This window comes from Spirillospora sp. CA-128828, from assembly GCF_050945415.1.
In the GTDB taxonomy this organism is placed as follows: domain Bacteria; phylum Actinomycetota; class Actinomycetes; order Streptosporangiales; family Streptosporangiaceae; genus Spirillospora.
The window spans coordinates 8,097,004-8,119,905 of the sequence record NZ_CP191986.1 but is presented as its reverse complement, the minus strand read 5'-3'; the positions used below and the strand labels follow the sequence as shown (position 1 = coordinate 8,119,905).

Here is a 22,902-nt window from a genome sequence, read left to right as displayed (position 1 = left end):
CCCCGGGCGACGGATCTTGGTGACCCCACCACCGGGAACCTTCGAGTCGCCCTCAAGGTGAAGGGGACGGCTGGGGTGGGCGGTTGAGGATGAGGTCGCCGGCGCGGGCGATGACCTGGGCGCGGGTGCGGCCGGGGTGGTCGGCGGCGATCAGGTTGCTGCCGATGGCCGCGCTGAAGGCGAGCAGGCTGCGGGCTTCGACCTCGTCGGGGTCGGGGCAGAACGTGCTGATCGCGTCGCGTAGCAGCTGCATGCGCCGGTTGTCCACGCGGCGCAGGCGCTCGGCGACGGCCTGGTCGCGGCGGGCCCAGTCGCGAATGGCCAGGTCGATGGGGAGCAGGCGGTCGCTGGAGAAGGTGAGCCGCCCGGCCAGCCGGACCTTGTCCAGTACGTCGCCGCCCTCCCGTTCGGCCCGGTCGAGGACGTCGTCGACGCTCTCGCGCTCCCAGGTGTCCAGCATCTCCGTCAGCAGCGCGCCACGGTCGGCGAAGTAGCCGTAGAAACCGCCCTTGGTCACGCCGAGCGCCTTGGCCAGGACCTCGACGCGCACCGCGTCCACACCACCCTCGGCCAGTGCCCGCAGCCCCTCCTCGACCCAGGTTTCGCGCAGTGTGCGCAACGCGCCCATCGTATGACCCACCTCACCCTTTCGACCTGTTGTACGGATCCGTATAACTGGTCTAGCCTCGCTTTATACGCCACCGTATAACGATGGAGGAGCGGTGGCCGTGTCGTTCGGTCTCGTCGCCCTCCATTATCCGGTTCCCGAGCACGCCGAGGACGGAGAGTTCAAATGGTCAAGTGGGCTGGTTGGCTCATCACGCTGTTCGGAGCCGCGCACACGCTTCTCGCGCTGACGCTGGAGAAAGCCGCGAGCCACGCGGGGACGTGGTTCAGCGGGGGACTGCGGGGGGACGATCTCACCGCGATGAGCCCCGCGAACAGCGCGTACTGGCTGAGTCTGGCCAGCTTCGGCGTGCCGCTCGTCGTGGTCGGCCTGACCGTGCTGTGGCTGGACCGCCGCCACATCACGCCACCGCCGTTCATCGCCTGGACGCTGGGCACCTGGGCCGTCGTCGGCGCCGTGGTCCTCGTGTTCACGCCATGGCCGATCCTCCTGCTCGCGAACATCCTGCTACTGGCCGGAGCCCGCCGCACCGCCCACCACGGCAACCCCCACCCCACGCCGACGCAACGCGGACCTCGTAGAAGACCGTTCACAGGGATTGCGTACCGGCGCTTGCTGCTCACGGTCTACATCGGCCCGGTTCCCCCGCGGTCGCCTCGGATCTTCGGGGCCCAACACAGACAAGCGAAGGACACGATCCCATGCGCGAGAACAACGGCACCCGCTTCGCAACCGACGGAGAACGCCGGAACGTGGCTGTCGCATCGGCGGTCGCTCTGGTCGTCGACGCGGCGACTTGGGTCTTCACCCGCGACCCCAATGTCACCGGGGTGGTCACGTTCGTCACCGCCGCGGTCTGCGTGGGCTACGCGGCCGTCATCGACATCAAGCACCGCAACGGCCGGCGCCGGTCGCGCTGAACCAACTGAACGTGGATGAGGCGGTCATCGACCGCTGAACTCACGTGCGCGCAACCAAGGACCCCGGGGCGACAACCCCGGGGTCCTTTCGTTGAGCGCGCCCGGTGCGGCTCCTGGCTCCTATGCCGTGGGAGTCGGGTCGGTGAGCCTGCTTTTCAGGGCCTCTGCGAGTTGGTGGACGTCGGCCGGGGTGGTGCGCCAGTTGCTGAAGGCGGCGCGGAGAGCGGGTGTCCCGGCGTACGTGGTGGGGGTGAGGAACGCTTCGTCCTTCAGTTCGTCGGCGAGGTCGGCCAGTCGCTCGGCGGTGGGGTCCTCGGCCAGCGTGAAGCAGACGACGTTCAGGCGGACCGGTGCAAGCAGGCGCAGCCCGGGAATCGTTTTGATCGCCTCGCCGAGTGCGTGTGCGCAGGCGATGTTCCGCTGGACGATCTCGCGGTGCCCGTCCCTCCCGTAAGCGCGAAGTGTGAACCAGGCGGCGAGCGCGCGCAGGCGCCGGGAGTTCTCCGGAGTCAGGTGGACGGGGTCGGGGGTCTCGCCGAGAGGGCCGAGGTAGGCGGCGGCGTTCTGGAACACCCGTACCTGGAGGCCAGGGTGGCGGGTGAACTGTATGGCGCTGTCGTAGGGGACGTTCAGCCATTTGTGCAGGTCGATGCAGATGGAGTCGGCGGCGTCGAGGCCGGCGACCAGGTCCGCGTGGTCCGGCGACAGGGCCGCGAATCCGCCGAAGGCGGCGTCCACATGGAGCCAGAAGTCGTGGCGTTCCCGCAGTGCGGCGATGGCGCGGAGGTCGTCGAAGTCGACGGTGTTGACCGTGCCGGCGTTGGCGACCACCACGCACGGGCCGTCGACGCGCGTCAGTGCGTCCTCCAGTGCCGTCGGGTCGACTGCCTCTCGGCCTTGAAGGACGGGCACGTGCACCAATGAGGTGCGGCCGAGCCCGAGCATGGACAGGCCCTTGGCGATACTCGAATGTGGACTGCCGGACAGGACGCTGACCCGTCCCAACGCCGCGGTGCCGTCCTGCGCCACGGAGACGCCTCTGCGATCGCCGAGCCACTCGCGGGCGATGGCCAGACCCACCGTGTTGGACATGGTCGCGCCGCTGACGAACGCCCCTTGATATGCGTCGCCGAGACCGAACAGCTCGCGCAGCCAGCCGACCGTCCGGCGTTCGAGTTCCGGTGCCGCGCCGTCGAGGGCCGACGTGGGGTTCTGGTCGGCCGCCGCGGTGAGCCAGTCGCCTGCCAGTGCGGCCGGGGTCACGCCGCCTGTGACGAAGCCCAGATAACGAGGTCCCGCGCTGGCGGACAGCAGCGGAGCCCAGTTCCGGGTGAACTCGGCAAGTGCCGCGGTCAGCCCGGCCCCCTCCTCCGGGAGTGGTTCAGGGGCGGGCAGGTGCAGCGCCGGGACGACCGGCCGCTCATGCAGGCGACCGACCATTTCGGCCGCGCGCAGGCGGGTCGCCTCCAGCAGATCCGGCAGTCCGGTGAGATCGGCGGCGAGGCGTGGGTGCATGGGAGGGCTCCGATTCCGGTGGCTTCAGGGGAACGGTATCCACCGCACGGCGTGAAAGTCTGGTCCAATACCGGCAAACTGGACCAGTGCACATCGCGGACAACCAGCTGGTCACGGCACTGGGCGAATGGCGAAGACCAGGTGTCGCGCTGGCACGCGCGCTGGCCGACGCGGTCGGCGTCGCCGCCCTGGACGGCCGGTTGCGGGTCGGTTCGCGGCTTCCCGCCGAACGCCGTGCCGCCGCCGCGCTCGGCGTCAGCAGGGGCACCGTGATCGCCGCGCTCCGCATCCTCCGGGACGAGGGCTGGGTCGACACCCGGCACGGCAGCGCGAGCACCCTGCGACTTCCGCGGGAGGCGGCGGCGCGCATCGCACCGTCCTCGGCCGTTGGTGCGGCCGGCATCATCGATCTTCGAAGGGCGGTTCCGGCCGCGCCCCACACGGCGTACCAACAGGCCCTCCTCAGAGCGGCCGAGCGTTCCGGGCCGGTGCTGGCCGAAACCGGAGAGACCGGGCCAGGGCTGGCAGAGCTGCGCTCACTGATCGCCGACCGCTGCACGGCGGAGGGGCTCGCCACGCGGCCCGAGCAGATTCTGATCACCTCCGGGACGCGTGCCGCCCTCGCGCTGCTGTCGGCGCACCTGCGTCCCCGCGTCGTGGCCGTGGAGATCCCCACCTATTCCGACCCCCTGGCCGCCTTCCGGACGACCGGTGCCCGCCTGGTCGGCTGCCGGGTCGCCCCGGACGGCTGGGACCCGGACCAGATCCACGAAGCGTTCCGGGCCGCCGCAGGCGGTCTGGCCTACCTGGTCCCCGACTTCCAGAACCCGACCGGCGCGCTCATGCCCGGCGCCGTCCGCAAGACCGTGGCCCGGCTTGCCGAACGGCATCGGGTGACGGTGGTGGCCGACGAGACGATGCGCGATCTCGACCTGCGCGAGACACCCGCACCACTCCAGCGGATACCCGGCTCCATCGTCATCGGGTCGGCGGCCAAGACGATCTGGGGCGGCCTGCGCGTCGGCTGGATCCGCGGAACGGCGGCGTTGATCGGCGAACTGGCCCGCCACCCACTGTGTGAACCGCTGTCCGCGGCGCCGACGCAACAACTGGTCGCCGCCGAACTCCTTCGCGACCTGGAACCGGTGCTGCGTCACCGACGGGTCGTCCTGCAGCGGCAGCGCGACCACCTGAGCGGGCTGCTGGCCGGAGACGACCGCTGGGAGTTCACGGTTCCTCCCGGAGGGCTCGCGCTCTGGTTGCGCTTGAGCACCATGCGAGCCGATACCGTCGCGACGCGCGCCCGCGCGTACGGGCTCGAAATCTCCCCGGGCCCCTCATTCGCGGCCGACGCCACCCACGCCCACCACCTGCGCCTGCCCTTTACCCCGCCGATCGCCACGCTGGACCGCGTCGCCGCCGCCCTGGATCGCGCCTGCAACGATCAGGACCCATGAGCCCGGCCAGGACGGCGATCGGGCGGCCGCGCTCCTCGCCGTCGCTGCGGCCACCGACCGGCTCCCCGGCCTCGTCGAACAGGCGACGCCGGCGGTTTCCGGGATCTGCTCGTCGCGCTGATCCGGCGGCGTCGCGGATGCGGGCTTCATGGACCACGCCACGGGGAGCCTCTATCGAACGGACGTCCGCACGGCCAGTGCGGCGATGAGCGCTCCGGCGACCACGGCGGTCGCAAGCCGTCCTCGGTAGCCGGTGAGCAGGCGTCCCAGCGCCGACCCGGCGAGGACCACTGCCATCTGCCAGACTGCGGACGCCGTGAACGCGGCGACGGCGAAGGCCGACCGGTCGATGACGTCGAAGCGGCTGCCGATGACGATCGCGGCGAAGTACACGACGGTCCCGGGGTTCAGCACCGTGACACCGATGAGCCGCAGGTAGGCCCGCCCGGGTGACGTCGCTCCGGCGGCGGCCGTCCAGCGGAGGGGGTCGGCGATCGGCTCGATCACCCGGCTCGCCGCGCTCCCCGCCGCGACCGCGAGAGCGCTGTAGAGGCCGTCCACGGTCGCGACCCCGAGTGCCGCGGCGGCATCGACGCGCATGGGAGCCGTCGAACTCAGGAGGAGCAGGTACACGGCGACGGCTCCGACCTGCATGGCGATTCCGAGGCCCGCGACGGCCCCGGTGGCGATGGCGGTCGTCATGGAGCGAGCCCAAGTCGCATGATCGTCAGGTCGAGCCGGCGACCGGACTCGGCGCCGATCTCGCGGAGTCTTCCCGCGGTTTCGATGCTCTCGGCGTTCTCGGCCCATCCAGACCTGACCACGATCGGGTCATATAGTGGAAGCATATCCACTATCATAGAAAGTAGCGATCGTTGACCGCACCGTATTTTGGGGCCGGTGAGACAGGAGTCCGGATGGTGCTGCGCTTCGAGCTCGATGGCCTGACCCGGCCCGAGGTCCATCGGCTGCTGGAGGAGCATCTGGCCGACATGCACGCGACCTCGCCGCCGGAGTCGGTGCACGCGCTGGATCTGCGGGAGCTGCGCGACCCCGCCGTCGACTTCTGGTCGGCCTGGGAGGGGCCGGAGCTGTGCGGCTGCGGCGCGCTCAAGGATCTCGGCGGCGGCGACGTCGAACTGAAGTCCATGCGGACGGCGCGGGCCGCGCGGGGGAAGGGCGTCGGGACCGTCATGCTCCGTCACCTGCTGCGGGTCGCCGGCGAGCGCGGTCACCGGCGGGTGCTGCTGGAGACCGGAAGCCAGGACTTCTTCGCCCCGGCCCGGCGGCTCTACGCGCGGCACGGATTCACCCTCCGCGAGCCGTTCGCCGGCTACGTCCGGGATCCCAACAGCGTCTTCATGGAGTTGCGCCTCGACCGCGACGCCGACCCTAAGGTGAATCCATGTCCACTTTGATGGAGGGACCGAACGCTCTCGGGCGGCGGGTCAAGGCGGAGCGGGCCCGGCGCGGCTGGTCACTGGCCAGGCTCGCCGACGCCTCCGGTGTGTCCCGGGCGATGATCAGCAAGATCGAGCGTGGCGAGAGCAACCCGACCGCCGTCGTTCTCGGCAAGCTCTCCGCCGCGCTGGAGCTGAGCATGACCGCGCTGCTGTCGCCGGCGGACGGGGCCACCACCGGCCAGGTGCGGCGCGGCACCGACACCCCTCACTGGACAGATCCCGACACCGGCTACCTCCGGCGCCAGATATCGACGCCGGGCTTTCCCGTCGACGTCACCGAGATCGTGCTGCCCGCGGGTGCCCGGGTGCCGATGCCGGCGGGGAGCTACGCGTTCATCGCCCAGCTGATCTGGGTCCTGGACGGCGAGCTGACCCTGGTCGACGGGGTGACCGTCCATCGTCTCTCCGGCGGGGACACGCTCGAGCTCGGTGAACCGCAGGCCCGTGAGTTCGTCAACGACACCACCGGCGAATGCCGTTACCTCGTGGTCGTCACCCGCAAGGCCACGGCATGACCGACGTGACCTCATGGTTTTGCACCAGCCCACCAGCGCGTTCGTATGGCGGGAGGCCGATGCCTGGGGCGTCCGCTGGTTCACGCCCACGTCCGAGCTGCCGCTGTGCGGCCACGCCACCTTGGCCGCCGCGCACGCCCTCGGGCATGACGAGATCGTCTTCCGTCATGGCCGCGGGACGTTGACCGCGCGCCGCCGCGACGAGCGCATCTGGCTGGGCCTTCCCGCCGTGGCCGTGACCGAGGGGCAGATCCCCGTGGACGTGCTCGACGCACTCGGGCTCACCGCCGCCGGCGGATTCGCCGGCAACGACGCCGAGTACGTCATCATGCTCGACACCGCTGCGCAGGTGGAGACGGTCCGGCCGGACATTCCGCGGATCCTCCGCCTGCCGGTCGGCCGCGTGATCGTGACCGCGGCGGGCGGCGTGGACGCCGACTTCACCTCCCGGGTGTTCGTCCCTGCCCACGGACTGGACGAGGATCACGTCACCGGCTCGGCCCACGCCGTCCTCGGGCCGTTCTGGGCGGCTCGGCTCGGGCGTGCCCGGCTGAGGGCCGTCCAGGCGTCGCCACGTCGGGGACGCCTCGCGCTCCAGGTCCAGGACGACCACGTCCAGGTCGGCGGCCACGCCGTCACCGTCAGCCAGGGCGACCTGATCTTCGATCCGCCGGCTCCCGAGCCGTGGACCGGGCCCGGTTTCCGATAAGACCATCCCTGACGCGCCCCGTTCTGCGGCGAAGGGTCAGCGCGGGCGGACCAGCGGGAGGAAGACCTGGTCGACGATCTCGGCGATGGTCGCGTCGGAGATCGGACCGAGGCTGCCCAGCATCAGGTACTCGTTGCGCAGCAGAACGATGGGCAGGGTCGCGATCCGGGGGAGGAGGGCTTCCTGGCGTGCCTCACCCCGGGCTACCGCCCGCGCCACGATGGCCAGCATCGTGCCGGGCTCGCCCCGACCGAGTTCCTCGCGCAGGCCGGCCATCACCTCCGGTTCCCGGCGCGCGTCCATCGTCAGACCGCGGAGCAGTTCCGCCTCCATCGGAGAGCTCATCCGGTCGACGGCGGACCGGAGCAGTTCGACCACGTCCGAGCGGAGATCGCCGGTGTCGGGCGGGCTCCCCGGCCACGCGACCATCCGTTTGTAGGCGGCGAAGGCGAGCGAGGTGCGGCTGGGCCAGCGCCGGTAGATCGCCGTCTTGTTCGTGCCGGCGCGGGCGGCGACCCGGTCCATCGTGAAGCCGTCGTAGCCCTTCTCGGTCAGCTCCTCGACCGCGGCGAGCAGGACGGCGCGCTCGACCTCCGCCGCCCGGCGTCGCGGACGCCGGGTCCGTCCGCCGGTGCCCTCCGCCGGATCGCGGACCGGTTCGTCCGATCGCATGGATGCGCCTCCGAGCAGGTCGTCAGTACCTTCCGAGCTGAGGAGACCACATCATACTTGCCTTTTTAAGGGACTCTAAGTACCTTCAATGGGTACTAGCGGTATCTATAGAAGGTCGCCTCGATGATTGGAGAGATCATGGTCATCCGGCTGGCCGTCGTCGGCGCGGTGTTCGTCGCCGTCGGCGCGCTCAACCTCGGCGGATTCAGGGAGATCACGGTCCCGGCCGGCGTTGTCGCGCTCCTCGCCTCCGGCATCACCTGGCTCGCCGCCCGTCGGGGCGGCACGTCATGAGCCCGGTTCCGCTGCGGACCGTCCTGCCCAGCCTTGCGCTCAACGGCGCAGTCCCCCTGGTCGTCTACCTGCTGCTGCGCCCGCACCTGCCCGGCGACGCCGCGGCTCTGGCGGTCGCGATGGCCGTCCCGGCGGCCTGCACCCTCGCCGTCTTCGCGTGGCGGCGGCGGGTGGACGCGATCGGCGTCATCGCGGTCGCCGCGTTCGGTATCGCGTTGATCGTGGTGCTGCTCTCGGGCGGCAACGCCTTCGTCCTCAAACTGCAGGAGGCCGTCGTGACCGGGCCGGTCGGGCTGCTGTTCCTCGGCTCGGCCGCCGTGCGCAGGCCGATCCTCCTCACCGCCGCGCGGCTGATGAGGCGGAGCGGGGAACGGCAGAACGCGCAGGTCGAGGCGCGCAGCCGCCAGGCGTCCACGGTGCTGACCACGATCATGGGCGCGACGTTCCTCGTCCACGCGGTCGCGCTGACGGTCCTGGCGCTGGTACTGACGACGGCGGAGGTACTGGCGGTATCCCGGCTGGTGGGCCTGGCGATCATCGGCAGCGGCCTGATGGTGGTCCTGGGATTTCGCAGCAGGATGCAAAAGGCCATGGGATGACCGCAGGGATCCCGGCAATGAGGATATCGACGACTACCGGCGTTTCGTCGCGGAACTCGTCCGGCTCCTGCGGCGACGCGGTCCGATTATTGAAGTGCGAGAACGAACCGTACGTGCCGCTGTTGTGGACGAGTAAGACCGATGAGTACCTGTTCCAGTTGGTCGCTTTCTCGGACGCCGTCAGGGGGCGGACCAGATCGTCCGTGAGGGCCAGGACCACCTGTGCTACCAACTGGCGCCCGAGGTGCGGCACACCGGCAGCCACCTCAACGTCCGATCCCTGATGTTCGGCGCGTTCCCCCTCATGGACTAGGGGGGCACGATCCGTCGCCGCCGACCCGTGGCCGAGACCTACGAGCTGATGGCACGGAAACTCGTCGGCGCCCGCGACATCCTGCGCCATGAGGCTGGCGAGCCGGGCGCCCGCCTATTCAAGGTCCGGGGCCGACACCCGGTGCTCGTCGCCTGGCGGCGCGGCACGGGAGCGGCGCAAATCTCGTGGCCGTGGAACTCACCAGGACGGTCGCGAGCCGTCACTGCCCTATGCGAGGAGGTCCCCGTCCAGGTCGGCAAAGGGGGAGTCCGCTGAGGCGCCGAGTGGTGTTCCCGCAGCGCGTGAATTATTTCAGCGGGCCGAATGCGAGAAACGAGCAATTACGTCTCGGTCTCCGATCCGGCGCAATTTTCAATCGGTAAACCTCGCGTGATCACGGATCGTCTTCTCTATGAGAGCTCCCCCGCAATCAGTCCCCTTACCCAATCGGAGGATGCACAGATGGCACGACGCACTGGACGGTTGCGTACCGCCGCGCTCGCCGCGCTCACGGGCGTGGCCGCAGGCGCCACGGGCCTCGTCGCGATGCCGGCGCAGGCCGCTCCCCGGGTCCCCGCCCGGCCCGGCGACTTCAACGGTGACGGGAAGCGCGACCTGGCGCTCGGCAGCCCGTTCGGGACCGATTCCGGAGCTGATCGCGCCGGTTTCGTCACCGTTGTTTACGGCGGCGCATCCGGGCCCGACTCCGCCGAGCGTCAGGCGATCTCGCAGGCGGGTCCCGGCGTGCCGGGCAGCTCGGAGGAGGGGGACGGCTTCGGCGGCTCGCTCGCCTCGGCCGATTTCGATCTCGATGGGTATGCCGACCTGGCCGTCGTCGCGGACGGCGAGGACTACCAGGGGCCGCTGGACTCTGGCCGGATCACACTGATCTACGGTGGCGCGAATGGTCTGTCATCCAGGGCCGTGGTCTTCGGCAAGGGTGCGCACACCGTCAGCGCCGGCGACTTCGACCATGACGGCAAGCCTGACCTAGCCGCTGGGGGCGCGGGTACGTTCTCCCTCTACCGCAACCTGGCCTCGGGCGACCTGAACGGGACGACCATCAAGGTCGGCCAGGGCGAAGGCGAAAGCTATGACGTCTCCACCACCGCCGGGGACTTCACCGGCGACGGCTACACCGATCTGGCCTACGGAATCGTGTGGCCGGCGATCGACGGCGACGGTGTCTTCCTCCGGCTGAACGTCTACAAGGGCTCAACGGACGGGCTCACCGCCACTCCGGCGTTCACCAACGACAAGGTGTCGACCGGCTCCCTGGCCGCAGGCGATGTCAACGGCGACGGCAAGGCAGACCTCGTCGTCGGAGCCGACACCTCTAGCGGTGGCGAGGTCAGGGTGTACACCGGCACGGCCGCGGGCCTCGGCGCCTTCACCGTGGTCGACCAGGACACCGACGGTGTCCCGGGCACTGAAGAGCCAGGTGACCGGTTCGGCGCCTCCGTCGCCGCAGCGGACGTCAACGGCGACGGGAAGGCCGACGTCGCGGTGGGCGCGCCGCGCGAGACCGTGGGCACCACGGAGTCGGCCGGTGCGGCCACCGTCCTGTACGGCTCGTCCGATGGCCTCACCGGCGCCAACGCGCAGCAGTTCGGGGAGGGCACCGCGGGCGTGCCCGGTTCAGTGGAGAAGAACGACTACTTCGGTTCCCAGGTCTCACTCGCGGACCTCAACGGCGATGGCAAGGCGGACCTCACCGTCGGTTCCGGTGGCGAGAACATCTCTGAGGGAGCGGTGTACATGCTGAACGGCACCGCCTCTGGAGTGACGACCACGGGCATCAAGGCGTTCAGCTCCGCCACCCTCGGCGTGAGCGGCCGTCTCGCCCACATCGGCGACGTCGTCCTCCCCTGACCGAACCGGCCGCACAGCCCCGGCGATCCCGTGCGGGGGCTGTGCGGCCACCGCGCGGCAGGCAGACCCGCAATGGCCACTTCGACCACAACCCGCAGGCCGGGCAGAGCACGACGCGGGAGGTACCGAGCAGGCCGGCGAAGGCCGCGGGAAAACCGGGCAGCGGTCCTGGCGTAAGGCCGCCTCAAGCAACCCCGGAGGAAGGTCCCAGCGGATGGCCGGGCCCCTCAGGTGCGTGCACGGGCGGCGGAGGGCTGCGTGCAGGCCGCTGCGCTTGGCGCCTCGGAATGTGGAGCGGGTGAGGTGGGTCTCGGTCGGGGTCAGCAGTTGGCGGCGGTCGCCCCAGGGCTGCACGCACGAAAAAACCCGCCCGTCCTGTTTTCGCAGGTCGTAGCGGGTTTCTGCTTGTGATCTAGGTGTGCCCCCTGCAGGGCACGCAGAACATGGGAACAAGCTCGCCGAGGCTTCTCATCGTTGAGGAACGGTTCTCTCTACCCGGTACGCCGCGGGGGAGGGGGAACGGCCGTGGCTGAGGTCCAGCAAGCCTGGAGTGATCGGGCGATCCGTTGGACGACCACCGGCAGCGTCATCGTGCTGGCGGGGATCGCGGCAGTGCTGTCGTACAAGCACATGTACCTCTTGGTTCGCCAGTACGGAGAGAACTCTTGGTCTGCGGCGTTGCTGCCGGTGTCGGTGGACGGGATGATCGCGGTCTCGTCCATGACCTTGCTGGCCGATTCCCGGCAGGGTCGCCGCAGCGGCTTTCTGCCGTGGGCGCTGCTGGTGACCGGGAGCGCCGCCAGCCTGGCGGCCAATGTCGCGGTGGCCGAGCCCTCGCTGGTGGGACGGCTGATTGCAGCGTGGCCCTCAGCCGCGTTGATCGGCTCCTATGAACTGTTGATGCGTCAGGTCCGACACGGCGCTGTACCGGACACCGAGTCCGGCAGCGCCGCCTCAAGCGAGGCTCCCACCGGCTCTGAGGCGGCTCATAGGGCCGCTGAGAAGCCTTATAGAACTCCACGCGTTGCGACCGCGCCGAATGCGTCTGGGAACCTCGGAACCCGAGGTGAACGCTCAGAGGAAGAAGCTGGTAGGGGTCGTATGTTCGAACTCATACGTTCGGCAGAGGAGCCCCATCCTCCGGGTGGCGCCGACAACGCAAAATCAAGGCGGTCGACGCGGCGCAGGCGCGACGGAACGGATTTTGATCTTCAACATCGTGCATGGCGGTGGGCGTTGGTCCACCGCACGGCGGAGGGAAACCTTCCGCCGGGGAAGGTGATCGCAGATCAGTTCGGGCGTAGTGAACGCTGGGGGCGGCTGGTCAAGCAGGCTGGTCTTGCCGGGCGACTCGACGCGGTTGTCTCGTGAGGTGATTCCGAAGCTTGCACGATATGGGTTTGTGTTCGAGGCGCTGAACGCAACCATTTGCACATATATTCGGAATTCCAACCATCCCCGCGTGCGCGGGGCCGACTGGGAGGCGACGTACGGACGGCAGGGCAACACTGAACCATCCCCGCGTGTGCGGGGCCGACCTGTGCAGGTGGCGCGTCGGGAACCCCTGGTCAGAACCATCCCCGCTAGCGCGGGGCCCGACATGGTGTCGCGCGGCGACGTCCGCAAGTCCAGCGAACCATCCCCACGTGCGCGGGGCCGACGTAATTGACTCTCCCGAGGGAGCCTGACCACCCGAACCATCCCCGCGCGGGGATGGTCCGACGGGGGTGTGGCTGCGCGGCGGCGGGTTCATGTCGGCCCCGCGTATGCGGGAGCCCGCAGTCTCGTCCGCTCCAGATCGGGAGGTGGCCCCGGCCCGTGTACGCGGCGACGGGAGGCCCTCTGGTTCCGCCCTCATCACAATGAGTTAATGAACCGCCCAAACGCCGCTCAAGAGTCACGCTCAGGTGCTGTCCACGGCGCTAGTGGGTAGCCGTACGCCACTGACCCTGTGCGGGGGAGCGTGGTGGCGTTGCACATCCGAAGGGCCGTCACCCCGATGGCCGCGACCAGCATCGACCACATCCCGGACGAGTGGGCGTGCTCGGGCGGGTGCCGGTACGAGCCGAAGTTCGACGGGTTCCGCTGCATGGCCCATGTCGACGAGGACGGCGGCGTCCAGCTCTGGTCGCGGCGCCTCAAACCCCTCGGCGATGCCTTCCCCGAGATCACCCTGGCCGTGCTCAACACGCTCCCGCCCGGCACCGTCGTCGACGGGGAGATCGTCCGCTGGGGGAGGGACGGCCGCCTCGACTTCTCCGCGCTGCAACGCCGACACGTCGCTGGCCGCCGCCGTGCCGAACTCGCCGTTACCGAGCCGTGCCACTACGTCGTATTCGACGTCCTGGAGGCCAGGGAAGAGGATCTGCGGCCTGCGCCGCTGGCCGAACGCCGCGCCGAGTTGGAGCAACTCCTCGCCGGCCTCCCCGGCACCTCCCACGTCGTGCTCTGCCCGCAGCTCCGCGACGTCGGCGAGGCGAGGCTCTGGTTCGAGATCCTCCTCGCGCAGGGCGTCGAAGGGCTGGTCGTGAAGGCCGCGGACGACCCGTACCGGGACGGCCAGCGCGGCTGGTGGAAGGTCAAGCACCGGACGACCACGGAGGCGATCGTCGGAGGCGTCACTGGCATCATTGGCGAGCCGCGGACCCTGCTGCTGGGCCGGTACGGCCAGAGCGGACGCCTGCGCATCGTCGCCCGGTCCACTGCCCTTCCCGGGGCGGCGCGCGCCGAGCTCGCCGGAGTCTTCACCTCGGCCCACGGGGACCATCCCTGGCCGGAGGTACTGCCCGCAGGATGGGCGGGCGGCCTACCCGGCACCGGCGAGCCGATCCAGTACACGCGCGTCGCACCGGACGTCGTCGTTGAGATCAGCGTGGACGCCGCGGTGGAGCACGGCCGCTGGCGTCACACCGTCCGGTTCGTGCGGCTGAGGCGGGATGCGGCGCCGGAGGATGTCCCGGTCGGTCTCGATCTGGAGTGACCGCTGGCGTTACCCGACGTCTTCGGCCGCCTCATCGGAGCCCACGCAGGTCCGCGGGGACGGCATGCTCGGCGACCTCCTCGATGTCCCACGCAGTCCGCCACGAGCCGTCCGCGCCGAGTAACCCGCGAGCCATGCCTGGCCGACGTGGGCGTCACGGTGGTGGGCCTGCGCGAGGACCAGGTCACCGTCATCGATGATGCCCGCGTTGACCTGTCCCATCCAGCCGCAGGTGTCGCGTTTCGGCATGGGGCGCATTGCGCGTCTGCTGAACCGTTGGGGCGACAGCCAACGATGCGCGGTGTGCAGCAGCAAGACAGGCGGCCATCGGCCGCTACAGGTTCGCTTGCAGTGTCATCTCGCAGCACGGGCATACTTGAACACATGTTCGATCCTTCTAGAGCGTGACGTGCGGAACATGCGGACTCCGCCTGTCGTCACCTATCGCGCCATCGGTGGCCCGGCGTATCTGCTCGCCTGGGAGCAGCACCCGGACCGCACGTGGTGGGCCCGCCTTCTCTGGCTTGAGGTTCGTCCAGACGGCCATCACGGTCGGCATGCCCGTGTCGCGGCCGGGGACATCGTGCCGGTCCCCGGCCAGGACTACAGCGCCGTGCCACGTGAACGCCTCGGCCCTCGCACCCAGCCGCCGAGCGATCCCAGCGATCCCCGCGACCCGAGCAATCGTGCGATCAGCAGGAACCGGGGCCAGGCGCGGTACTGGGAGGCGACCGAACGAGAACTGCGCCGGAGACCAGAACCAGATTTTTGAACCGCAGGCTCGGCCCGCCTTGATAAACCTGAACCCCAGGAAGCTGGCGTCCTGGATCGGAGCGGGCAAGACATGATCAGCGAGCCGCTGTCGATAATCGTTGAGCGCGACGACTCCGATCAGCGCTGACAGGCATCCTGGAGCCATGACAACCATCCGGCCGTCAGCCGATGGGGAAGGCGATGCGCTCGCCGAGCTTCGCCGCGCGTTGGACACAGAGACGACGTTCATGCTCGCTGTTCACTGCCCGACACTGATGTCGGGAGCCTCTGAGGCAGAGGCGCGCTGGCCGCGCGTCTGGCTACAGCAGGAGAGCCATCGCGTACTCGTCGCGCGGAATCCCGTCCACCATGACTGCGTGCTTGCGTATGCCCTCAATCGTGAACCCCATTCGCTGGTACAGCCGGTGCGCTGGGTTCTCGACGGCGACGTTCAATTGGAGCCGGGTCAGGCCCCGCTTTGGGGCTTCGTCCTCGATAAGCGTGTGCAGCAGGCCTGTCCCGATGCCTTGTCCTCGGCGTGAGGACAGCACTCCGAGGACAAGATGCCCGCAGTGCGCGACCCGCTGGAACCGCCCGACGGCCACGCGCAGCGCGCCGAGCAGCGGGTCGCCGCCGACCACGATTTCGAACGAGCGATCCTCTATCGGGACGGCCCTCTCGCCGGGTTCCGCGAGCATGAAATCGGCGTCATTCTCGACCCTCCGCCACAGCTCTGCCACGGCTGGCCGTTCCGTGGCGCCTGCGACCCTGTAGATGACGTCAGCCATGCGGACCCCCCATTGACGCTCGCTCGGACGGCTTGGCTGCTGGCGGTTCTGCCTCGACCTCGGCAGATCCTCATCGTGTCAGGCCACCGGTAAGCCGCCCGCGTGTTCGCAGGTCAGCCGAACCTAGGTTGATCGTCTATGTGGTGGCTGAACCGTGGTTCGTGCCGTCGCCAGGACCTGACCTGCGCGTTTTCTGCCCTTCGAACCCGCCTGTCACGGATCGGGCGGATCGCCCCTCTTGAATGGGTGAGGCAGCTTCCGGCGCCTTTCGATCATCCACGTCGGCCGGGTACACGCCAGAGAAAGGTACGTGATCTTTGTGGGGCCAGATCAGGAACTGTCTGATGGGACACAGGACCTCACTGTCCGACCGCCCACGGCAGTTCGCCCGCAAGGGGTTGCACCGGAAGCCGAATCAGGTGCCCCCACCGGGAGTTGCCCATGACCGAGGAGCTCACCAGAGCCGGCGCGGACGCCGACGGGGTACCTCCACAGATCTATCCCGACCGGCACTTCACCGACGACGTTTCCGAGACCACGGTTGCCCTTGTGCACCTTGAAACCTTCTATCGACGGAACAAGGCCAACCTGGTCTTCTCAGTCAAGTCGAGGAACTCCATCACGTTCGAGGAGGCCGAGGACGTCGTCCAAGAGGCGTTCGTGCGCGCCCTGCGGCAGGTGCAGACGAAGCCGATCTCCAATCTCGACGCCTGGTTCAAGACGGTGACGCGCCAGATCGTCGCTGATGCTCACCCCAAACCGACCGCCCATCGCAAGCGGCGGGTGCGGGAGACATCGACGGACCCGGCGGAGTTGCCGGAACGGCGATGGGATCGCGCGGAGGGCGCTCTTCCCGCCGAATGGCTGGAGATGAAGGAGGAGGCGCGGCTGGTCGCCGAGGAGCTCAGCGCCCTTCCGGCAAAGCCCCGTGCAGTCATGGCCGAGTACTACGACGGAGCTCGGCATGAGGAGATCGCGCGGCTTCTCAGCATGAGCATGGCGGCTGTCCGCCAGAACCTCGCCAGGGGGCGCAAGGCACTGCGCAAGCGCGTCGAATCTCGGGAGAAGGGCGCATCATGAGGCTCTGGAAGCGAAACCGCACCGCTGAAACCGACGCCGAGTTCGATGTCCGGATGCTCAGATCGCGTGCCAGTTTCATCGAGCACTACAACGCCACCTTCGACTTTGAAGCAGGCCTGGACGAGGTCTACGCCCGGGCCGGCCTGCCCAGGCCGGAGTCCCTCAGACGCACCACCACGGCCACGGCCGCCAGCGAGGCCGGATCCGACAACAGCTTCCTGCAGCAGATCTGCGATCACATCGACATGATCGACACCTTGCTCTCCTCCGTCGCTGCTGGCGATGTCGGGCCCGTCGTCACTGCCACCTACCTGACCACCTCCCGGCAGTCCCTCCTGCAGCTCCGCACCGGCCTGCAGGCCAGGCGCCTGACGCACTGGGACGCGTTCAACCTGATCAGAAACGTTCAGCACAACCTCAGCCAGATCGACTTGGTGATGCGCCGCCACCACGGCCTGTCCCTGGACGAGGCGCTGCACGAACGGATCGGTGAGCTGACAGAGATCAACACCGACATCTCCGAGCAGATGGAAAGGCTCGAAGCCAGCGTGAACCGTCTGTTCGACACCGAGCACGAAGCCGTAGAACTCGTCCCCTCCCACTGAGCCACAACGAAAGGAATCTCCCCATCATGGGAAAAGGTGCCCGTAACCGGCGCAGCCGCCAGCTTCAACCAGCCGCCAGCCCGCTGCAGCCCACCGCCACCTGGAACATGGTCGGTGGATCGCGGCAAGAGCGGCAGGAGAAGATGATCGAAGTCCTGCAGAACGTCGACATGCCGTGCCGAACCACCACCAGCAGCGACCCGGTGTTCGGTGGGCCAGGCGCCATGATCAGCGACATTCTGCCCGACGGCACTGTGCTCACCGACCCGTACGACACCGTTCCTGTCCTGCCGGTGGCGATGTTCGAGCCCACCCAGGTCATGGCGGTGAAGGACCTGAGGACCAGTACCTTCCATGAACCTCGCATGGAGCACATCATCAGCTCGGGATTCCACCGCCAGCCCCGCGGCATGCTGGCCAACCTTCCCGCCGAAGGGTGGGGTCTGTATCGCACCAACACCGGGCTGCTGCTGCGGGACCAGTTCGGCGGCGTGTGGGCGAAGAGCGAGGTGACGCTCGCCCCGGGCTGGCTGGCGCTCGCCGCACAACACTTCTGGGTGACCGTCTATTACGGGCCCTGGCTCGGTGTTCGGCTGCCCGAGGGCAAGACCGACCAGACCTACACCGTTCAGGACCGCATCGCAGAGTTCAAGCGAGGCCGCGAGCAAGGTCTGTGTGCGGCCGCCAGTGTCCGCTGGCACCCAGAGATCTTCGATCAGACCATGGACTGGGTGTTGCTGCCTGCCGGAACCTTCGGCCAGCCCTACCCCATCGCCTACGTCCCCGCCTGGAACTTCGACCACCTGGGCGGACCGGAAACGTTCGGCCTGGAACCGGTCACCCTGCACAGCCACGGTATGGGTCCGGTGCCCGCGGCCCACGATCTCGCGGTGGACGTCACCTCCACCGACGTTGACTTCTTCCAGCCTCACCTGGACACCGCCATCAACTTCGTCGCCGGATACCGGGTCCCCGCCGGCCAGCCCGATCCACCCTTCAACGCCTGGCAGCAGAGGGCGCTGCAGTCGGGAAAGGTCCTGCTGATCACCGGGAGTAAGGACATACCCGCAGGCCCAGCCCTGATCAACGAAGACCCAAACGACGTCATGGCCCGCGTCAAGGAAGCCTTGTGCACCTCCCACGCGGCGCTGGTCCCCATCGGCGTCCCGCGACGTGCCTCTCTTACCTGAACGGAGCCCCCCGCATGAATCCGACCGAAAACGACAAACCGACCAACAACCTGCTGGGCGCAACCCCCAAGGCCTCGGGCGTCCCCCACTGCCCTGTGAAGGTGAGATGATGAACGACCGCAACACCCTGGCCCTCGCTGCCGCGCCCCGCCCCACCTCATCTCCCCGCCGCGCGGCGCAGCTGCTGGACCAGCGGATCCTGGTACTGGAGCGGCCGCGGTTCGTCAGGGCAATACCGAAACTGGTCGACCCGGTGCACAGCGGCTTGGTGCTGTGCGACGCCAAGGCCGCCCGTCACACCGCTGCGCTGCGTCCAGTTTCCAGCGGTCTGCTGCTGGAAGACCAAGCCCCGTACGAGAAACAGGTCGCTACCGCCGACGCCCCATTCGACCTTCCCGAAGATGTTCTCTTCGGCGGGGATCTCGACGATGTCCTGGACGAGCAACGGCGACGCGGCGCGGACCTGGCCATCGCCCCGACCCGCTATGTGGAGGCGGGTGACTCCGACGCCCTCGAAGCGATCATGCGAGTGGCCGCGGAACTCGACCGCGACGACGTGCTGTTCCCGCTGCCGGTGGCAGTGACCTGGCTGATGAACGACCAGCGGCGCCAGCTCGCCGCAGTGATCAGACGCATCCCGCATCCGGTCGCGCTCATCCTCGGCGGTCAACGTGATCCCCTTCGGCGCTTCACCGACGCCCCGCACAACCTCAGGGCGGTCTTGGCCGATCTGCACGAGGCCGGCCCGGTCGGCCTGTGGCGCACCGATCTGGCTGGATTCGACGCCCTCGCGCACGGTGCAGCCTTCGCCGGCATCGGCGCCGGCGGCTCAGTCCGCCACCTGGTGCCAGCCGGGGAACGCGCCGAAACCGCCGAACGCTGCGGCGGCCCGAACTGGCCCAGCGTTTTGGTCCCCGACCTGATGTGCTACAAGCGGGCCGACACCCTGGAGCGCATCTATGCCAACGACATCGCTCCGCTCTGCCCGTGCGGCCGCTGCAACAACGCCCCGCTCCCGTCCTTCCACGGAGCAACCGACGCCATCAAGGCCGAGGCGCACGCCCACAACACCGCCACATGGACCGCCTGGCTGCCGGACTTCCTCGGCAACGCCGAACTCACCACGCGCAAGACCTGGTGGCGTAAGCGCTGTCAGCGAGCCGTTGACGCGCATGAACTAGAGAACACGCGGCTCCGCCAGCCCAAGGCCTTCAAGCCGACGCCGGTGCTCAAGAAGTGGGCGCAAGAGCCCCCCGCCGCAACCATCTGAATCACGCCTGCCTGACCGTCGCGTACAACTGTTCCAAGAACAGCCATCCGCCCACGCTGAATCGTTCACGCACGAACGGGGCCGATGGAACCAGCACCGATGGACCGTCCCGGCCAGAACTATCGGCAACGATCACACCGATCCCGTAGAAATCGGCCTCCATCCGCAAGGCCTCCACGTCACGAGGCACACGCCGCAGCACCATCGCCCGTGCACAAAACGGCGTGAAGCCTCCCGCCGCCTCCAGCCCTTTCCGCCAAGACTCGGCGGGCACCAAAGCGATCCCCGTCTCCACGGCAGGCACCGCCAGTCGGAGCAGCTCCGGCCCATCAGAAGCAATGGCTCCCTCACCCACTGTCCGCAGGCGCCTGCGATCTGCGGACGTCAACGCTCCCGACCGCACCCGCTCACCCAACGGCAACGAGACCAGCAATCGCAGCACATCCGGCGAGGTCACCGCCCCCAACCCGATCTTGACACGCCGCTCGTGCTCACGACCATTGAACCGATAACTGACCAACGCGCGACCACCGGCGACAGTCACCGGCGCCCAGTGCGGAAACGTTTGCGCGGCCAAACGCGCAGCGATCGCGCACACCGTCTGAGGGACGAGCCCTGTCGCGTCGTTCATGCCCTCACCCTCTCGCATTGTCCGCAGGTGGTCCGCCCTACCCCACACCGAGGGAACTGACTGGATTGGTGGTGTTCCCACACCGCGAAGCCAAAGGACCAGTTCCTCGCCGACACCGGCCTGGACATCCTCGGCGACAAATACCTCGACGGCCACCGGGCCGCGAGAACCATGAAGATCCGACTAGAGAAGTGAGGCCCCATGCGACGACGTCTCGGCAACCTGTTCGGCGGCTCCCGCCGCCGCGGCCGCGGGGAGAGCACCCCGCCCCCCGCCCGGCGCGCCGCGTCGCCGAGCCAGGCGCGGAACTCGGGTACCTGACCCGATGGCCAAGCGCGGCACCCCTCAACCTGGCCGTAAGGCTCCCGAGTCAGCCGCGCTCCAGCTGCTCGACGGGGGCGGAAACACCACCACCACGGTGCCCGCCCCCGTCGACCCGCCGGACTGGCTGTCCCCCGAAGCGGCCACCATCTGGCACACCCTCGCCCCCAGAACCCCACCCGGAGCCCTCACCGAAGCCACCGCCCCCGCCTTCGCGATGCTCTGCAACGCCCTAGCCACCTACACCGAAGCCGACCAGCTCATCCAGACCGCCGGCATCCTCATCGCTGAAGGGCAAGGCCTCACCCCCAACCCGGCCCTCGCAATCCGAGATCGAGCCGACACCACCGTCGGCAAATGGGCCAAGCTGTTCGGTCTCCTCCCAGACACCCGCACCGCAGCACCAGCGACCCCCGAACGGCCCCGCACGCTGCCCCACCTGGTCGAAGGCGGGTGATCCCGTGTGCCCCCACGCATCGACGACGCCACCCGCGCCAAGGTCCTCCAAGCCATCAAGGCCGAGAAACTCTCCCGAAACACCATAGCTCGCGAGTACGGCGTCAGCGTCAGCACCGTCACCAACATCGCGACGATCTTCGGCCGGACCGTCCACCTCGTCGGCGCTGCCGACGTCCGCGCCGAGGGCCGTATCCGGGGCGCGACCGCCGCGCTGATCTACATCGACGAAGCCACCCTCGTTCCCGAGAGTTTCTTCACGATGTGCCTGTCGCGTATCCGCGTGCCGGGCGCTCGCCTCATCTGCACCACCAACCCCGACGGCCCGTCGCACTGGCTGAGGAAGAGTTCCTGCTCCGCGAGAGCCAGCTGAACATGCGGTCCTGGCGCTTCGTCCTGGACGACAACCCCTTCTTCGAAGAGTCGTTCAAGAACGAGCTCCGCGCCGGAGCTTGTAACTTCAGGTGTGGAAAGACCTTGCGGGTAGAAGGTGAAGTCGGCTTTACCTGATGCGTCCTGGATAGGCCTCGGCGAGTTCGTTGAGTGCTTCGCGCCATCCGGCGGCGCGTTGTCCTTCGACCAGGCGTGCGGGTGAGAAGGCGTGCTTGTCGCCGTTGTGGCGCTTGGCGGCGCGTTCCCGGGCGCGTTTGTCCTCGATGTTGATGATGGCCAGCCACAGCAGCTTGACCACGGCGTCGTCGGTCGGGAAGTGCCCGCGCGCTTTGGTGACCTTGCGCAGCTGGTAGTTCAGCGACTCGATCCCGTTGGTGGTGTAGAGCAGTTTGCGGACCGGGCGGGTGAAGGCGAAGAAGGGCGTGAACCGGTCCCAGGCGTCCTCGAACACCCGCACGCTCTGGGGATACCTCTTGCCGAGGTCGGTGTCGGCGAACTCGGCCAGGGCCTCCAGCGCCGCGTCGGCGTCCACGGCGGTGTAGACCTTCTTCAGCTCCTTGGCCACCGCCCCGGCATCCTTGCGTGCGACCGGCCGAAGCGCGTTCCTGATCAAGTGGACGACGCAGGTCTGGACCACCGTGGCCGGGAACGCGGCGTTGATGGCGTCCTCGAACCCCTTCAGGCCATCGCAGCAGGCGATGAGGATGTCACGGACCCCGCGGTTGCGCAGGTCGGTGGTCACCGAGGTCCAGAACCGCGAGCTCTCCCCGGCGGTGGCGGTGTCGGCCGGGGTGCGCGCGAGCCAGATGCCCAGCACATGCTTGTGCCCGTCGGTGTCGATCCCGACCGCGATGTAGGCGGGCTTGTTCTGCACCACATGGTTGTCGCGCACCTTCACCACGATCGCGTCCAGGAACACCACCGCCCAGGTCGGGTCCAGCGGACGCGTCTGCCACGCCTTGACCTCGTCCATCACCTGATCGGTGATCCGGGAGACCTGCTCGTGCGACAGCTCGGTGCCATACACCTGCTTGAGGTGGTGCAGGATGTCGCGCACGCTCATGCCGTGCGCATACAGGCTGATGATCATGTCGTCCAGGCCGCCGGCGATGCGCCCGGCCCGCTTGGGCACCAGCACCGGCTCGAACGTCCCGGCCCGATCCCGCGGCACCGACAACCGGACGGGGCCCACCCCGGTCTGCACCGTCTTGCCCTTGCCCCGCCCGTTACGGGAATTGCCCGAATTGTTCCCCGCCGCATCATGCTTGTCATAGCCCAGGTGCGCGGTCAGCTCGCCCTCCAACGCCCGCTCCAGGACGGCCTTGACCAGCTCGCCGAGCATCGACCCCTCACCGGTCAGCCGCAACTGCCCCGCCTCGTCGCGGGACCGCTCGGCCAGCAGATCCAGCACCTCATCGCTCAGCAGTTCCCGGATCGGCACATCCAGGCTCTCGGCCGACATCGGCACCATCCCACCG

24 protein-coding genes and 1 pseudogene are annotated in these 22,902 nt (G+C 68.6%); 17 read left to right on the top strand and 8 right to left on the bottom strand.

Annotated elements, in window-relative coordinates:
- Positions 1-52: 52 nt before the first annotated feature.
- Positions 53-628: a TetR/AcrR family transcriptional regulator gene (locus tag ACQPXG_RS39080; RefSeq protein WP_433464174.1), complete on the bottom strand. Its 576-nt coding sequence runs from the start codon at positions 626-628 to the stop codon at positions 53-55.
- Between the two features lie 165 nt (positions 629-793).
- On the opposite strand from ACQPXG_RS39080, the pseudogene ACQPXG_RS39075 reads away from it, so the two are divergent.
- Together ACQPXG_RS39075 and ACQPXG_RS39070 are read left to right on the top strand one after the other, a co-directional pair.
- Positions 794-1,096, top strand: a pseudogene (locus ACQPXG_RS39075) (DUF6463 family protein); the annotation flags it as partial.
- A 233-nt stretch (positions 1,097-1,329) separates the two neighbouring features.
- On the top strand, positions 1,330-1,548 hold the full coding sequence (locus tag ACQPXG_RS39070) for a hypothetical protein (RefSeq protein WP_433470187.1): 219 nt from the start codon (positions 1,330-1,332) through the stop codon (positions 1,546-1,548).
- 120 nt (positions 1,549-1,668) lie between these two features.
- On the opposite strand, the gene ACQPXG_RS39065 is transcribed toward ACQPXG_RS39070, so the two are convergent.
- Positions 1,669-3,063 carry a pyridoxal phosphate-dependent decarboxylase family protein gene (locus ACQPXG_RS39065; RefSeq protein ID WP_433464173.1) on the bottom strand — a complete coding sequence of 465 codons (1,395 nt, stop codon included), beginning with the start codon at positions 3,061-3,063 and terminating at the stop codon, positions 1,669-1,671.
- 86 nt (positions 3,064-3,149) lie between these two features.
- Between ACQPXG_RS39065 and ACQPXG_RS39060 the strand changes: the two genes are divergently transcribed.
- Positions 3,150-4,520 (top strand): PLP-dependent aminotransferase family protein, encoded by a 1,371-nt coding sequence (locus tag ACQPXG_RS39060; protein WP_433464172.1) that lies wholly within the window; start codon positions 3,150-3,152, stop codon positions 4,518-4,520.
- 171 nt (positions 4,521-4,691) lie between these two features.
- Here ACQPXG_RS39060 and ACQPXG_RS39055 read toward each other — a convergent pair whose 3' ends face one another.
- The gene (locus tag ACQPXG_RS39055; protein WP_433464171.1) at positions 4,692-5,222 is read right to left on the bottom strand and encodes a hypothetical protein; all 531 of its coding nucleotides are present in this window, start codon (positions 5,220-5,222) and stop codon (positions 4,692-4,694) included.
- Between the two features lie 215 nt (positions 5,223-5,437).
- On the opposite strand from ACQPXG_RS39055, the gene ACQPXG_RS39050 reads away from it, so the two are divergent.
- The 3 genes from ACQPXG_RS39050 to ACQPXG_RS39040 are packed head-to-tail and all read left to right on the top strand — an operon-like array spanning position 5,438 to position 7,207.
- Positions 5,438-5,938 carry a GNAT family N-acetyltransferase gene (locus ACQPXG_RS39050; protein WP_433464170.1) on the top strand — a complete coding sequence of 167 codons (501 nt, stop codon included), beginning with the start codon at positions 5,438-5,440 and terminating at the stop codon, positions 5,936-5,938.
- A complete protein-coding gene (locus ACQPXG_RS39045) occupies positions 5,926-6,498 on the top strand; it encodes a helix-turn-helix domain-containing protein (RefSeq protein WP_433464169.1) in 573 nt (190 codons plus the stop codon). The genes ACQPXG_RS39050 and ACQPXG_RS39045 overlap by 13 nt, the downstream gene beginning before the upstream one ends.
- A 13-nt stretch (positions 6,499-6,511) precedes the next feature.
- Entirely contained in the window at positions 6,512-7,207 is a 696-nt protein-coding gene (locus ACQPXG_RS39040; RefSeq protein ID WP_433464168.1) for a PhzF family phenazine biosynthesis protein, read from the top strand.
- A gap of 36 nt (positions 7,208-7,243) precedes the next feature.
- Here the strand turns inward: ACQPXG_RS39040 and ACQPXG_RS39035 are convergent, their stop codons facing one another.
- Positions 7,244-7,879, bottom strand: coding sequence for a TetR/AcrR family transcriptional regulator (locus ACQPXG_RS39035; protein WP_433464167.1), 636 nt, complete (start codon positions 7,877-7,879; stop codon positions 7,244-7,246).
- 123 nt (positions 7,880-8,002) lie between these two features.
- On the opposite strand from ACQPXG_RS39035, the gene ACQPXG_RS39030 reads away from it, so the two are divergent.
- The 5 genes from ACQPXG_RS39030 (at position 8,003) to ACQPXG_RS39010 (ending at position 13,937) form a co-directional block, all read left to right on the top strand.
- Positions 8,003-8,173 (top strand): hypothetical protein, encoded by a 171-nt coding sequence (locus ACQPXG_RS39030; RefSeq protein ID WP_433464166.1) that lies wholly within the window; start codon positions 8,003-8,005, stop codon positions 8,171-8,173.
- Complete coding sequence (locus tag ACQPXG_RS39025; protein ID WP_433464165.1) at positions 8,170-8,772, top strand: VC0807 family protein; 603 nt, start codon at positions 8,170-8,172, stop codon at positions 8,770-8,772. Before ACQPXG_RS39030 ends, ACQPXG_RS39025 begins: the two co-directional genes overlap by 4 nt.
- Positions 8,773-9,409: 637 nt before the next feature.
- Positions 9,410-10,957: an FG-GAP-like repeat-containing protein gene (locus ACQPXG_RS39020; protein ID WP_433464164.1), complete on the top strand. Its 1,548-nt coding sequence runs from the start codon at positions 9,410-9,412 to the stop codon at positions 10,955-10,957.
- A gap of 525 nt (positions 10,958-11,482) precedes the next feature.
- Positions 11,483-12,328 (top strand): DUF2637 domain-containing protein, encoded by an 846-nt coding sequence (locus ACQPXG_RS39015; RefSeq protein WP_433464163.1) that lies wholly within the window; start codon positions 11,483-11,485, stop codon positions 12,326-12,328.
- A 601-nt stretch (positions 12,329-12,929) separates the two neighbouring features.
- On the top strand, positions 12,930-13,937 hold the full coding sequence (locus ACQPXG_RS39010) for an ATP-dependent DNA ligase (protein ID WP_433464162.1): 1,008 nt from the start codon (positions 12,930-12,932) through the stop codon (positions 13,935-13,937).
- Positions 13,938-13,946: 9 nt separating this feature from the next.
- Here ACQPXG_RS39010 and ACQPXG_RS39005 read toward each other — a convergent pair whose 3' ends face one another.
- A complete protein-coding gene (locus ACQPXG_RS39005) occupies positions 13,947-14,186 on the bottom strand; it encodes a hypothetical protein (protein ID WP_433464161.1) in 240 nt (79 codons plus the stop codon).
- 824 nt (positions 14,187-15,010) lie between these two features.
- A complete protein-coding gene (locus tag ACQPXG_RS39000) occupies positions 15,011-15,478 on the bottom strand; it encodes an N-acetyltransferase family protein (protein WP_433464160.1) in 468 nt (155 codons plus the stop codon).
- Positions 15,479-15,919: 441 nt separating this feature from the next.
- Here ACQPXG_RS39000 and ACQPXG_RS38995 point away from each other — a divergent pair, with 441 nt between their 5' ends.
- The 4 genes from ACQPXG_RS38995 to ACQPXG_RS38980 all read left to right on the top strand — a co-directional run bounded on the left by ACQPXG_RS38995 (position 15,920) and on the right by ACQPXG_RS38980 (position 19,623).
- Positions 15,920-16,558 (top strand): RNA polymerase sigma factor, encoded by a 639-nt coding sequence (locus ACQPXG_RS38995; protein ID WP_433464159.1) that lies wholly within the window; start codon positions 15,920-15,922, stop codon positions 16,556-16,558.
- Positions 16,555-17,163, top strand: a complete 609-nt coding sequence (locus ACQPXG_RS38990) for a hypothetical protein (RefSeq protein ID WP_433464158.1) — start codon at positions 16,555-16,557, stop codon at positions 17,161-17,163. Before ACQPXG_RS38995 ends, ACQPXG_RS38990 begins: the two co-directional genes overlap by 4 nt.
- Positions 17,164-17,189: 26 nt before the next feature.
- Positions 17,190-18,353: a hypothetical protein gene (locus tag ACQPXG_RS38985; protein ID WP_433464157.1), complete on the top strand. Its 1,164-nt coding sequence runs from the start codon at positions 17,190-17,192 to the stop codon at positions 18,351-18,353.
- Between the two features lie 106 nt (positions 18,354-18,459).
- Complete coding sequence (locus ACQPXG_RS38980) at positions 18,460-19,623, top strand: hypothetical protein (protein ID WP_433464156.1); 1,164 nt, start codon at positions 18,460-18,462, stop codon at positions 19,621-19,623.
- A 1-nt stretch (position 19,624) separates the two neighbouring features.
- Here the strand turns inward: ACQPXG_RS38980 and ACQPXG_RS38975 are convergent, their stop codons facing one another.
- Complete coding sequence (locus ACQPXG_RS38975) at positions 19,625-20,254, bottom strand: hypothetical protein (protein WP_433464155.1); 630 nt, start codon at positions 20,252-20,254, stop codon at positions 19,625-19,627.
- A gap of 325 nt (positions 20,255-20,579) precedes the next feature.
- Between ACQPXG_RS38975 and ACQPXG_RS38970 the strand changes: the two genes are divergently transcribed.
- The gene (locus tag ACQPXG_RS38970) at positions 20,580-21,032 is read left to right on the top strand and encodes a P27 family phage terminase small subunit (protein ID WP_433464154.1); all 453 of its coding nucleotides are present in this window, start codon (positions 20,580-20,582) and stop codon (positions 21,030-21,032) included.
- Positions 21,033-21,038: 6 nt separating this feature from the next.
- Positions 21,039-21,404 carry a phage terminase large subunit gene (locus ACQPXG_RS38965; protein ID WP_433464153.1) on the top strand — a complete coding sequence of 122 codons (366 nt, stop codon included), beginning with the start codon at positions 21,039-21,041 and terminating at the stop codon, positions 21,402-21,404.
- Positions 21,405-21,533: 129 nt separating this feature from the next.
- Here the strand turns inward: ACQPXG_RS38965 and ACQPXG_RS38960 are convergent, their stop codons facing one another.
- Positions 21,534-22,895, bottom strand: coding sequence for an IS256 family transposase (locus tag ACQPXG_RS38960; protein WP_433469908.1), 1,362 nt, complete (start codon positions 22,893-22,895; stop codon positions 21,534-21,536).
- Between the last annotated feature and the right edge of the window lie 7 nt (positions 22,896-22,902).